The organism is Actinocorallia libanotica (assembly GCF_039525175.1).
GTDB classification, from domain to species: Bacteria; Actinomycetota; Actinomycetes; order Streptosporangiales; family Streptosporangiaceae; genus Actinocorallia; species Actinocorallia libanotica.
The window spans coordinates 24,727-37,122 of sequence record NZ_BAAAHH010000003.1 but is presented as its reverse complement, the minus strand read 5'-3'; the positions used below and the strand labels follow the sequence as shown (position 1 = coordinate 37,122).

9 protein-coding genes are annotated in these 12,396 nt (G+C 70.4%); 2 read left to right on the top strand and 7 right to left on the bottom strand.

The window, feature by feature from the left end; genetic code table 11:
* Positions 1–135: 135 nt before the first annotated feature.
* Positions 136–1,533, top strand: a complete 1,398-nt coding sequence (locus ABD140_RS05395; RefSeq protein WP_344237351.1) for a hypothetical protein — start codon at positions 136–138, stop codon at positions 1,531–1,533.
* A gap of 10 nt (positions 1,534–1,543) precedes the next feature.
* Here the strand turns inward: ABD140_RS05395 and ABD140_RS05390 are convergent, their stop codons facing one another.
* The 5 genes from ABD140_RS05390 to dxs form a co-directional block, all read right to left on the bottom strand.
* Positions 1,544–2,632 (bottom strand): baeRF3 domain-containing protein, encoded by a 1,089-nt coding sequence (locus tag ABD140_RS05390; RefSeq protein WP_344237349.1) that lies wholly within the window; start codon positions 2,630–2,632, stop codon positions 1,544–1,546.
* Positions 2,633–2,758: 126 nt separating this feature from the next.
* Positions 2,759–3,157, bottom strand: coding sequence for a hypothetical protein (locus ABD140_RS05385; RefSeq protein ID WP_344237347.1), 399 nt, complete (start codon positions 3,155–3,157; stop codon positions 2,759–2,761).
* A gap of 82 nt (positions 3,158–3,239) precedes the next feature.
* Positions 3,240–4,553 carry an FAD-dependent oxidoreductase gene (locus ABD140_RS05380; RefSeq protein ID WP_344237345.1) on the bottom strand — a complete coding sequence of 438 codons (1,314 nt, stop codon included), beginning with the start codon at positions 4,551–4,553 and terminating at the stop codon, positions 3,240–3,242.
* Between the two features lie 35 nt (positions 4,554–4,588).
* Complete coding sequence (locus ABD140_RS05375; RefSeq protein WP_425544083.1) at positions 4,589–6,070, bottom strand: amino acid permease; 1,482 nt, start codon at positions 6,068–6,070, stop codon at positions 4,589–4,591.
* A 56-nt stretch (positions 6,071–6,126) separates the two neighbouring features.
* Positions 6,127–8,028 (bottom strand): 1-deoxy-D-xylulose-5-phosphate synthase, encoded by a 1,902-nt coding sequence (dxs, locus tag ABD140_RS05370; protein ID WP_344237341.1) that lies wholly within the window; start codon positions 8,026–8,028, stop codon positions 6,127–6,129.
* 130 nt (positions 8,029–8,158) lie between these two features.
* On the opposite strand from dxs, the gene idi reads away from it, so the two are divergent.
* Complete coding sequence (gene idi, locus ABD140_RS05365; RefSeq protein WP_344237339.1) at positions 8,159–8,725, top strand: isopentenyl-diphosphate Delta-isomerase; 567 nt, start codon at positions 8,159–8,161, stop codon at positions 8,723–8,725.
* Here the strand turns inward: idi and ABD140_RS05360 are convergent.
* The gene (locus tag ABD140_RS05360) at positions 8,715–9,158 is read right to left on the bottom strand and encodes an ASCH domain-containing protein (protein WP_344237337.1); all 444 of its coding nucleotides are present in this window, start codon (positions 9,156–9,158) and stop codon (positions 8,715–8,717) included. The two genes, idi and ABD140_RS05360, sit on opposite strands and share 11 nt — an antisense overlap.
* 267 nt (positions 9,159–9,425) lie before the next feature.
* Positions 9,426–12,161, bottom strand: coding sequence for an aconitate hydratase AcnA (acnA, locus tag ABD140_RS05355; RefSeq protein ID WP_344237335.1), 2,736 nt, complete (start codon positions 12,159–12,161; stop codon positions 9,426–9,428).
* Between the last annotated feature and the right edge of the window lie 235 nt (positions 12,162–12,396).

The window sequence follows — 12,396 nt, the reverse complement described above, 5'->3', positions numbered from 1 at the left end:
CGCGCAGGACCGCTCCGCTTTCTTGTGTCCGCCCTCGGGCCGGAGTGGGTCAGAATACGGACTCGGCGAGGCTTATTGATGAGACATGTCCGTTAGGACACGATAGGAGCCCGCTGAAAGTCGTCTGGGGGAGTCGTGGGGTTCGGTATCCGCTACTTCGAGCTCGACCCCGATGCCGTACGGCAGCGCCTGCACGCCCTGGGCGCGCGGTGCCACCAGCCGCCGCACCGCGTCCGCAAGATCGCGCTCGCCGGGCAGCAGAGCGGCGTGTGGGCCGGGCTGCGCTCGGACGGCGAGCACCACGTGCTGGCGCTGATGCGGGGCGACCAGACCGCCCGTGAGGTGCGGGTCCAGGACTTCGAGGCGGCCTGGCAGATCCTGGAGGGCCTCGGCCTGGTCACCGGCGGCCGCCAGGAGAGCATCCAGGAGGTCTGGGACCTGCACGGCATCGAGTTCCGGCTGATCGAGGCGGCCGGGCTCGCCCCCTCCCTGGAGATCAACGGCCAGCAGGAGGAGCACGTGCGGTGGGCGGTGATCCAGCTGCGGCTGGATCCGTCCCGCGCCCGGATGTCCTCCGCCGTCTCCGGCCCGCAGGCGACCGTGACCTCCGGGCCGCAGCCCATGCCCCAGGTCCCGGCGCCCCAGCCTCCGGCGCAGCCGCAGGCGCTCCAGGGACCCCAGCCGCAGCCCCAGGCACCCCAGGCCCAGCCGCAGGCGTCTCCGGCCCCCGTCCCGCCCGGACCCGGCCATCCGCCGCCCCCCGGAGGCGGTCCGGCGGCCCGGCCGGAGGCGGCGCCGCGGCCCGACGCCGAACCGCAGGCGCTGGTCACCATGCCGATCCCGCCGCGCGAACCCGTCGCCGCGCCGGAGCCCGAACCCGAGCCCGATCCCGCGCTGCTGCGCCAGTTCGTCGTGGCCGAGACCGGCTGGATCAGCGAGGCCAGCGAGTGGGTGCCCGGCGAGCACTGGATCCACTGGGCCGTGGTGCTGGAGAACCCCAACACGCTCTACTGGTGCGAGTTCCCCACCGTCCAGATCACCGTGCGCGACGAGCAGGGCAGGCTGCTGGGCCAGCACGAGCAGGTGCTGACCGCGCTGCCTCCGGGCGCCCGCATCGGCTGGGCCAGCGCCCTGGAGATCACCGGCAACCGCCCGCACACCCTGGAGATCACCCCGCAGCCCGCGGACTGGTATCCCACCGAGTCCCGGCCCGAGGACTTCCCGCCCTTCGACTACCAGGCCGTGGAGTTCGAGATCCGGGACGCCGAGTGCGAGGTCTCCGGCGAGATCGTCAACCCCTACCCCCTGCACATCGAGGAGGTGGCGCTGGTCGCGCTGTTCCGCGACGCCCGGGGCGCCCTCGTCAGCGGGGAGATGGCCTTCGTGGAAGGGCTCCCGGCGCACGGCACCACCCCGTTCAAGGTCGAGGCGACCGTGCCCGCGCCCTACGGGCCGATCGCCTCGCTCGATCTGCTGGCCGTGCCCTGGTCGTCCGGCGACTCCAACCCCTGGGAGTCGGCCCTGCACCGGTGAGGGCCGGTCCTCAGTACCGCAGCACGGCCGCGACCCGGCCGTGCTCGGCCAGGCTGTCGTCGGGCACGAAGGTGATCTCCCCGTCGCCGCGCAGGACCGCCTCCACCAGGTCGTCCACCGCGTCTGTCACGTACTTGCCCTCCATGTCGTCCACCGGGCGCAGGCGGCCGTCCAGGGTGCGCGCGGGGGCGAAGTAGCCCTCCTCCACCAGGAGGTGGCCGACGCGGCCGTCCGGCGCCAGCTCCCAGCACTCCTCCAGGCCGGGGGCGAACCGGCGGGCCGAGCGCGCCCCGTCGATCTCCTCCAGCGCCTTGAGCTGGGCCCGGTGGTGCGCCTCCTCCAGGGCGGGTTCGACGGCGGTGGCGACCTCCGCGGGCGTGGCGGAGTCGAAGCTCCCCTCCACCGTGCCCACGACGGCGTCGGCGAGGGTGTTGTGCACCTCTTCCAGGAAGTTCGTGATGTGGCGCTGGACGCCGATGACGACGACGGGGCGAGGGTCGCGTTTGAGCGTCTCGGTGAGGTTGGTCTCCACCTGGCGCAGGAACTGCAGGCGCCGCTCGTCCCCGATGGTGAACTCGCGGGGCGCGGGCCTGCCCCGATCGTCGGGGTCGGGGACGGCGTCGGTGTAGATCACCGGGAACAGCGCGTTGTCCACCTCCTCCACGCGCCGGCTGTCGCCGTCGAACAGGCGGGTCCGCTTGGCCAGCGACAGCACCCAGTACCGCCGCGTCTTGTCCAGCATCGCGACGAGGTCGCGGGTGGCGAAGGTGTCGTCGACGACGACCCGCTCCTTGACGTTGACGTGCGGCAGGACGAAGGCGTGCGTCTCCCCTCCGTGGGCGGCCAGCAGCACCACGGCCTCGGCGGTGCGGTCGAAGTCCACCTGCTCGGCCGCCTTCTCCAGGTTGCGCATGAGCTCGTCGGCGGCCCTGCGCTCCAGCTCCAGTTCGCGCAGCCGGTGCCGGGCCTCGTCCAGGAGCACTTTCAGCCGCACCTGGTCCTCCCGGCGGCCGGGCAGGCGGCGGTGGGTCGGCATGACGACGGTGACGGCCGGGAACGGCCGAGGTTCATGCAGGTCGGCGAGCTGCGACGCGTCCACAGAAATCCCCCGATTTCTCCGATCACTACTTTCCTCAGGCTACTTAGCCATCATTTACCCCAAGCCTTCATTGATCGCTCATCGGGCAAAGGTTGGCCGTACCCAAGGCCCCCCGGGGGAGGGGGATCAGACGCGGTCGGCGGCGAGGATCCGCCAGTGGTGGGTGACGCTGGCGTGGAGGGTGCCCAGGTCCCGGCCCGCGTACGTCCAGCGCCCGCGCAGCCGCCAGGAGCAGCCCATCCCGTCCAGGAGCAGGACCTCCAGGGCGAAGGACGCGTCCTGGGCGCGCGGGACGCCGGAGCGGTCGACGCCGGCCGTGGTGACCAGCGGGTCGGATTCGCAGCGCACCGCCCGCAGCCGGGTTCCGGGATCCTGCCGCCGCAGCCCCAGCTCCAGGTCGCGGGCGAGCAGCGCCGAGTAGTCGCCGCCCAGCCAGCGCAGCCGGGGAAGGAGCTCCGGCGGGGGGAAACCGTACAGCTGGGGGCCGCCGGTCACATCACGGAACCGCACATCGAGGGTGGTCACCGACACCACTTCCCTGCTTCCGGCCCCGGAGGGGCCCACGGACGATCAATGTCCCCCGATGGTTCTGCGAATCAAAGGTCGCTCAGCGGATCACGCAAGCAGAACGCATGGCCTCCCAGGTGCCCAGCTTGACGCTTTCACCGCGTGAGAGAGACTCTGCCAAAGCTCTCTCCGCCGCGTCCAGACCCAACCAGTGCCGATATGTGACGATTTCCACACCGCGGGCGCGCAACAGCTCCGGAAGGTCGCCCGTGGGCCTCGGCCGGGAGCCCAGTTCCGCCATGAGCGTCTGGACGGTCTCGGCCGCGTCGGACTTGTTGGTGCCCACCACGCCGCTCGGACCGCGCTTGATCCAGCCCGCCGTGTACTCGCCCTCGGCGACCTTCCCCGCCTCGTTGCGGATGACCGAGGCGCGCTCGTCGAAGGGCACGCCCTGCAGCGGGACGCTGCGGTAGCCCACCGAGCGGATGACCATGCCCACCGGCAGCGTCTCGAACTCTCCGGTGCCGGTGACCCGCCCGTCCACCAGGGCGGTCCGCTCCAGGCGCAGGCCCTCCACCCGGTCGGCGCCCAGGATCTCCGCGGGCGCCAGCCAGAACCGCAGCTCGATGCTCCGGTCGGCGGGCTTGGGCTCGCCCGTCCAGGCGCGCATCGCCGCGACGTTGCCGCGCACGTGCCGGTCCTTCTCGGCCAGCTCGGCGCTGGCGGGGTCCAGCTCCATGTCCTCGGGGCGCACATGGATCGAGGCGTGGGGCAGCTCGCCGAGCTCCCTGGCCTCCTTGGTGGTGAACTTGGCCTGCGCGGGGCCGCGCCTGCCGATCAGGTGGACGCGCTTGATCCGGCTGCGGGACAGCGCCTCCATCACGTGGACGGGGATGTCGGTCTCGTGCAGCTCCTCGGTGGTCTTGGCGAGGATGCGCACCACGTCCACCGCCACGTTGCCGACCCCGATGACCGCGGCCTCCTCCACCGACAGGTCGAAGGAGTACCCGGCGGCGTCGGGATGGCCGCAGTACCAGTTGACGAAGTCGGTGGCGGCGATCGATCCGGGGAGGTCCTCCCCCGGCACGCCCAGCTTCCGGTCGACCATCGCTCCGGTGCTGTAGACCACCGCGTCGTAACAGGCGAGCAGATCCTCGCGGCTCATGTCCCTGCCCAGTTCCACTCCGCCGAAGAAGCGCACGCCCGGTGACTCCAGCACCCGCTGGAGATAGCGCGCGATCGCTTTGATCGACTTGTGGTCGGGGGCCACGCCGTAGCGCACGAGACCGTAGGGGGTGGGCAGACGGTCGAAGACGTCGACCTCCACCCCGTTCTTGACCAGGGCTTCGGCCGTGTACAGTCCGGCGGGGCCGGCACCGATCACGGCGACTTTAAAGTCCGTCACAGTGGGCATTGTGCCTGCAACCACCTGTCGCAGACCACTGTGGGCTAGATCACGGATCGGGAGCTCTTCTCGGACATCGCCAACTTGCTGTGCCGACGTCCGTACACCAGGTAGATCACCACGCCGATGAGCATCCATACGAAGAACCGAATCCAAGTCTCGACCGGAAGGTTGACCATCACGAACAGGCTGCCCAGGACCGCCAGGATCGGGATCACGGGGACGAAGGGCGTGCGGAACGCCCGGTGCAGGTCGGGGCGGGTCCTGCGCAGCACCACCACGCCGACCGAGACCAGCACGAAGGCGAAGAGCGTGCCGATGTTCACCAGCTCGGCCAGCGCCGAGAGCGGGATCAGGCCCGCCAGGACGGCGACGATCGTGCCCATGAGCATCGTCGCGCGGGCGGGGGTGCCGTACTTCGGGTGCACCCGCGCCAGCCCCCGCGGGAGCAGGCCGTCGCGGCTCATCGCAAAGAAGACGCGGCTCTGCCCGAGCAGCAGGATGAGCACCACCGTGGTCAGGCCGAAGATGGCGCCGACGCTGATGATCCCGGCGAAGACCGGGTGCCCCACGGCCTTGAAGGCGTCCGCCAGCGGGGCGGCCTCACTGAGCTCGCTGTAGTGCTGCATGCCGACCACGACCAGCGAGACCGCCACGTACAGCAGCGTGCAGGCGACCAGCGAGCCCAGGATGCCGATGGGCAGGTCGCGCTGCGGGCGCCGCGCCTCCTCCGCGGTGGTGGCCACCACGTCGAACCCGATGTAGGCGAAGAAGACGATGGCCACCGCGCCGAAGACGCCGAACCAGCCGAAGGCGACCGGCGTGACGCCGAAGAGCACCTGGATGAGCGGGGCGCGCACGCCCTCGACGGTCTCGGTGCTCTGCGCCGGCGGGATGAACGGCGTGTAGTTGGCGGCCTTCACGAAGAACAGGCCCGCGATGATGACCAGCGCGATCACCGCGAGCTTCACCATGACCATCAGCGCGTTGATCCGGGACGAGATCTTGACGCCGACGGTCAGGACCGCGGTCGCCGCCAGCACCACCGCCACGGCAGGGATGTTGAAGCGGGCGCCCTCCCCGGCCAGGGAGGGCGGCAGTTCGAGGCCGATACCGGCCAGCAGCGAGGCGAAGTACCCCGACCAGCCGACGGCCACCACCGCCGAGCCCAGCGCCATCTCCAGGATGAGGTCCCAGCCGATGATCCAGGCGACGAACTCGCCCATGGTGGCGTAGGAGAAGGTGTACGCCGAGCCCGCCACCGGGACGGTGGAGGCGAACTCGGCGTAGCACAGGGCGGCCAGGGCGCACACGACCCCCGCGCACGCGAACGACACCGCGACGGCGGGGCCCGCGTACTCGCGGGCGACCCTGCCGGTCAGCACGAAGATTCCCGTGCCGACGATGACGCCGACGCCGAAGACGACCAGGTCGAGCGCCGTCAGGTCCTTGCGGAGCCGGTGCCCCGACACCTCGGTCTCCCTGACGGAACTCTCGACCGACTTGGTACGGAACAGGCTGCCCACCCACACTCCTCGCCACGGTGCGCGTCAACGTCAACACACACCGTAACGGGTCGGTGTCAGGATGTGCGAGAGGGCGCCGTGTTCCGCTGGGTCGCCTTCGTGTACGTGGCGGCGAGTTCCCTGGCCAGGTCCTGGGGGGTGAGGCCGATCTCGGAGAGGATCTCGGCGCGCTTGGCGTGGTCGAGGAACTCCTGCGGGATGCCGAAGGTGCGCACCGGGACGTCGACCTCGGCGTCGCGCAGCAGGCGGGCCACGGCGTCGCCCACCGCGCCGGTGCGGCCGTTGTCCTCCACGACCGCCACCAGCCGGTGGCCCGCGGCGGCCTCGGCCAGCGCCGGGTCCAGCGGCTTGACGAACAGCGGGTCGACCACGGTCACCGCGATGCCCTCGCCGTCCAGGCGCTCGGCGACGTCCACCGCGGTGGGCACCATCGAGCCCGCCGCCACCAGCAGGACGTCCGCGCGCTCGCCCTGGACGATGACGTCCATGGAGCCCAGCTTGCCGACGGCGGGGATGTCGTCGCAGACCATGCCCTTGGGGAAGCGGATCGCCGACGGGGCGTCGGGGATGTCCAGGCAGGCGCGCAGCAGGGAGCGCAGGCGCTCGCCGTCGCGCGGGACGCCGATGTGCATGCCGGGGATCATCTGGAGGATCGACAGGTCCCACATGCCGTTGTGGGAGGCGCCGTCGTCGCCGGTGACGCCCGCCCGGTCCAGCACGAAGGTCACGCCCTGCTTGTGCAGCGCGATGTCCATGAGCACCTGGTCGAAGGCGCGGTTGAGGAAGGTCGCGTAGATCGCCACCACCGGGTGCAGGCCGCCCAGGGCCAGGCCGGCCGCGGAGGTGGCGGCGTGCTGCTCGGCGATGCCCACGTCGAAGATGCGGTCGGGGTAGGCGTCGGCGAAGGCCGCCAGGCCCACCGGGTGCAGCATCGCGGCGGTGATGCCCACGACGTCCTGGCGCTCGGCGCCGATCTCGACCATCTCGCTGGAGAAGACCTTGGTCCAGCTGGTGCCGCCGCTGGGCTTGCCCTTGCCGGTCGCCGGGTCGAACGCCCCGCCGCCGTGCATGTGGTCCTCGATGTTGGCCAGCGCCGGGCCGTAGCCCTGGCCCTTGACGGTGATGGCGTGCACGATCACCGGGCCGCCGAAGTCGCGCGCCTTGCGCAGGGCGCGCTCCAGCGCCTGCTCGTCGTGCCCGTCGATGGGGCCGATGTACTTCAGGCCCAGGTCCTCGAACATGGCCTGCGGCTGCAGGATGTCCTTGAGGCCCTTCTTGAGGCCGTGCAGCGCCTCGTAGGCGATCTCGCCGGCGACGGGTACCCTGGGCACCGTCTTCTTCACCAGGTCCAGCGCCTTCTCGTAGCCCTGGGTGACGCGCAGGTCGGCCAGGTGGCTGGCCAGGCCGCCGATCGTCGGGGAGTAGGAGCGCCCGTTGTCGTTGACCACGATGATCACGGGCCGGTCCCGGCCCGCGGCGATGTTGTTCAGCGCCTCCCAGCACATGCCGCCGGTCAGCGCGCCGTCGCCGACGACCGCGACCGCGCACCGGTCGGTCTCGCCGCGCAGCTGGAACGCCTTGGCCAGGCCGTCGGCGTAGGACAGGGCGGTGGAGGCGTGGGAGTTCTCGATGATGTCGTGCTCGGACTCGGCCTGGCAGGGGTAGCCCGAGACGCCGCCCTTCTGGCGCAGGCCGCCGAAGTCCTGGCGGCCGGTGAGCATCTTGTGCACGTACGCCTGGTGGCCGGTGTCGAAGAGGATCCGGTCGTTGGGGGAGTCGAACACGCGGTGCAGGGCGACGGTCAGCTCCACCACGCCGAGGTTGGGGCCCAGGTGCCCGCCGGTCTTGGAGACGGCCTCGACCAGGAACTCCCGGATCTCGGCGTGCAGCGCGGGCAGGCTCTCGACCTCCAGGCGCTTGAGGTCGTCGGGGCCTTTGATCGTCTCAAGCAGGCTCAACCGGTCATCTCCTCTGAAGTGGAGGCCTCCGACGCTCTGTACGCTCCCGGAGCAGGCCCCTGCGGCTTATGGTTGCCCAGAGTTTAATGCGGGTTGGCGGAACTGGCGGAGCGAGGAGAAGAAAGTTCAGATGGGCGAGAAGATAGTGTTGCTGGACGAAGCCGGACATCCGACCGGAACAGCACCAAAAGCAGAGAGTCACCACAAAAACACACCATTCCACCTGGCGTTCTCCTCCTATCTGGTCGACGCCTCCGGACGGGTGCTGATCAGCCAGCGGGCGCACGCCAAGGCCAGCTTCCCCTCGGTGTGGACCAACAGCGCCTGCGGGCACCCCGCGCCCGGCGAGACCCTGCGCGAGGCGGTCACCCGCCGGGTGCGCACCGAACTGGGCCTGACGGTCCGCGACATCACGCTGATCCTGCCCAAGTTCGTCTACCGGGCCGAGATGAACGGCGTCGTCGAGCACGAATGGTGCCCGGTGGTGCGCGCCAGGGTCGACGAGGAGCCGATGCGCGACCCCGAGGAGGTCGAGGCCTTCGAGTGGCGGGACTGGGCGGGCGTGCAGGCCCTCGTCCACGAGCCCGGCGCCTCGCCCTGGTTCATCGAGCAGATGGAGCACCTGGTGAAGCTGGGCGCCCCGCTGGAGTGGCCGCAGGCCGACGAGGGCCTGCTGCCGCCGGCCGTCAGGTGGTGAGCACGCGCTCGAGGTGAGAGGGCGGCTCCAGCAGCATCGCCTTCACCTCCGCCGCCAGGGAGGGGTGAGCGGTCCACAGCCCGCCCTGGCGGCCCAGCGCCACGATCGGACGGCGCAGGGGCCGCACGTCCTCCAGCCGCCAGTGGTACTCCCCCGGCTTGGCCCACTCCCCGCACGCGCAGGAGGGCCCGCCGCCGCACACCTCGGTGAGCTCGGCGACGGCGACGGCCGCGCCCAGCGTGGCCAGCGGGTCGGAGGGGTCCCAGCCCGCCGCGCGCACCCGGGGCAGCCCGCAGGAGTCGAGGTCCACCCGCATGGCCGCGTGGATCAGGAGCGTTCCACGGTAGGCCGTGGCCTCCGGCTGGTTGGACAGCCGCCGATGCCCCCGGGCGACGGCCCAGGCGTACGGCTGCCTCACGCTGATCGCCTGCATGCGCTTCCTCCAGGGTCCCGTCTGACTCTCGGCTTGACCCGACACCGGCGCCGAACGGATGGACCGGCCTAAGCCGGAGTATGAGGGTTCGCCCCCGTTAATCAAGGCCCACCGGCGGGAGGAGCGTGCGGATCCGCGCGGCGGAGGGCAGGGCCTCGTCAGAGAATCCTGACACAGAATCCTCCTTTTTCCACCCCCCTGAAGCGAGAGAAACCGCCGCCCGGCGAGCCGGGCGGCGGTCTTCGCGCGGGACGTGCCCGCCGATCCCTACTGGGCGATCAGGCTGCGCAGCACGTACTGCATGATGCCGCCGTGGCGGTAGTAGTCGGCCTCGCCCGGGGTGTCGATGCGCACGACCGCCTCGAACTCCTTACCGTCGGCCTTGACCGTCACGGTCTTGGGCGTGCCGCCCTCGTTGAGCTTCTCGATCCCGGTGATCTCGAACGTCTCGGTGCCGGTCAGGCCGAGCGAGTCGGCGCTCTGGCCCTCGGGGAACTGCAGCGGGATGACGCCCATGCCGATGAGGTTCGAGCGGTGGATGCGCTCGTAGGACTCGGCGATGACGGCCTTCACGCCCAGCAGCGCGGTGCCCTTGGCCGCCCAGTCGCGGGACGAGCCGGAGCCGTACTCCTTGCCGGCCAGGACGACCAGCGGGGTGCCGGCGGCCTGGTAGTTGGCCGAGGCGTCGTAGATGAAGACCTGCGGGCCGCCCTCGACGGTGAAGTCGCGGGTGTAGCCGCCCTCGACGCCGTCCAGCAGCTGGTTGCGCAGCCGGATGTTGGCGAAGGTGCCGCGGATCATGACCTCGTGGTTGCCGCGGCGCGAGCCGTAGGAGTTGAAGTCCTTGACCGCGACGCCGTGCGTCTCCAGGTACTGGGCGGCCGGGGTGCCGACCTTGATGTTGCCGGCCGGGGAGATGTGGTCGGTGGTGACCGAGTCGCCCAGCTTGGCCAGGACCCGCGCGCCGTGGATGTCGGAGACCGGGGCGGGCTGCTCCGGCATGCCGTCGAAGTACGGGGCCTTGCGGACGTAGGTGGAGGCCTCGTCCCACTCGAAGGTGTCGCCGGTCGGGATGTTCAGGCCCTGCCAGCGCTCGTCGCCGGCGAAAACGTCGGCGTAGTCCTTGACGAACAGGTCCTGGGAGATGGAGCTCTCCACGACCGCGGCGACCTCTTCGGGAGACGGCCAGATGTCGTTCAGGTAGACCGGGCCGTCGGTGCCCTCGCCGATCGGGTCGTTGAGGATGTCGATGTCCATGGTGCCCGCGAGCGCGTAGGCGATGACCAGCGGCGGGGAGGCCAGGTAGTTCATCTTCACGTCGGGGCTGATGCGGCCCTCGAAGTTGCGGTTGCCCGACAGGACCGCGGTGACCGCGAGGTCGTTGTCGTTGATCGCCTTGGAGATCTCCGGCTCCAGCGGGCCGGTGTTGCCGATGCAGGTGGTGCAGCCGTAGCCGACCAGGTTGTAGCCGATCTTGTCGAGGTACGGGGTGAGGCCCGCGCGCTCGTAGTAGCCGGTGACGACCTGGGAGCCGGGCGCCATGGAGGTCTTCACCCACGGCTTGCGGGTGAGGCCCTTCTCCACCGCCTTCTTGGCCAGCAGGCCCGCGCCGACCATGACGTACGGGTTGGAGGTGTTGGTGCAGGAGGTGATCGCCGCGACCGTCACCGCGCCGTGGTCGAGCTCGAAGGAGGTGCCGTCGGCGAGGGTGACCGGGACCTTCTTGTGCGGACGGCCGTTGTTGCTCTCGTTCGCGGCGGCGGTGCCGACCGCCGGGGAGTCGGAGGCGGGGAAGGACTCCACGCCGGCCTCGTCCTCGGCGTCCTTGACGTAGTTGCGCACGTCGCGGCGCCAGGTCTCCTTGGCCTTGGAGACCTCGATGCGGTCCTGCGGGCGCTTGGGGCCGGCGATGGAGGGCACCACGGTGGCCAGGTCGAGCTCGAGGTGCTCGGAGAAGTCGGGCTGGGCCTCGGGGTCCAGCCACATGCCCTGCTCCTTGGCGTAGGCCTCGACGAGCGCGATCTGCTCGTCGGAGCGGCCGGTCAGGCGCAGGTACTTGGTGGTCTCGCCGTCGATCGGGAAGATCGCGCAGGTGGAGCCGAACTCGGGGCTCATGTTGCCGATGGTGGCGCGGTTGGCCAGCGGGAGGGCGGCGACGCCCGCGCCGTAGAACTCCACGAACTTGCCGACGACGCCGTGCTTGCGCAGCATCTCGGTGATGGTGAGCACCAGGTCGGTGGCGGTGGTGCCCGACGGCAGCTCGCCGGTCAGCTTGAAGCCGACCACGCGCGGGATGAGCATGGAGATCGGCTGGCCGAGCATCGCGGCCTCGGCCTCGATGCCGCCGACGCCCCAGCCCAGGACGCCGATGCCGTTCTCCATCGTGGTGTGGGAGTCGGTGCCCACGCAGGTGTCGGGGTAGGCGACGCCGTTGCGGTCGAAGACGACGCGGGCGAGGTGCTCGATGTTCACCTGGTGCACGATGCCGGTGCCCGGGGGGACGACCTTGAACTCGTCGAACGCGGTCTGGCCCCAGCGCAGGAACTGGTAGCGCTCCTGGTTGCGCTCGTACTCCACGGCGACGTTCAGGCCGAACGCGCGCGGCGAGGCGTAGTTGTCGACGATGACGGAGTGGTCGATGACCATCTCGGCCGGGGCGAGCGGGTTGATCTTCGACGGGTCGCCGCCGAGGTCGCGGACGGCCTCGCGCATGGTGGCGAGGTCCACGACGCAGGGCACGCCGGTGAAGTCCTGCATGATCACGCGCGCCGGCGTGAACTGGATCTCGGTGTCGGGCTGGGCGTTGGGGTCCCAGTCGCCCAGGGCCCGGATGTGGTCGGCGGTGATGTTGGCGCCGTCCTCGGTGCGCAGCAGGTTCTCCAGGAGAACCTTCAGGCTGTAGGGGAGGCGGGCCGAGCCCTTGACGGCGTCCAGCCGGTAAATCTCGTAGGTCTTCTCGCCTACCCGCAGCTCGCTCTTGCTGCCGAAGCTGTTCGCGGACACTTCCCGTCCTCCTCCTCCACGGCGTGCCGGTGGGCGGCACACCGGACATCTGCCTGGGCGCTGGTGGAACTACCCGCCCCGCTGCCTGGCCTGGAAGGTCCGGCGCGGTGTGCGCGGTGGGGTTCTCTCCTGAGAATCCTGCCCTAGTCCTGATCGTACTCAGAACGCAGGTAAGCCTAACTTCGGCCAGATTTCTCTTGACGTCAAGGTATCCAGGATTTGTCTTGACATCAAG

Excerpts from the sequence above, each read along its gene's own strand:
- ABD140_RS05360 (WP_344237337.1), bottom strand. The coding sequence starts at position 9,158 with ATGCAGGCGATCAGCGTGAGGCAGCCGTACGCCTGGGCCGTCGCCCGG.
- ABD140_RS05380 (WP_344237345.1), bottom strand. The coding sequence starts at position 4,553 with ATGCCCACTGTGACGGACTTTAAAGTCGCCGTGATCGGTGCCGGCCCC.
- idi (WP_344237339.1), top strand. The coding sequence starts at position 8,159 with ATGGGCGAGAAGATAGTGTTGCTGGACGAAGCCGGACATCCGACCGGA.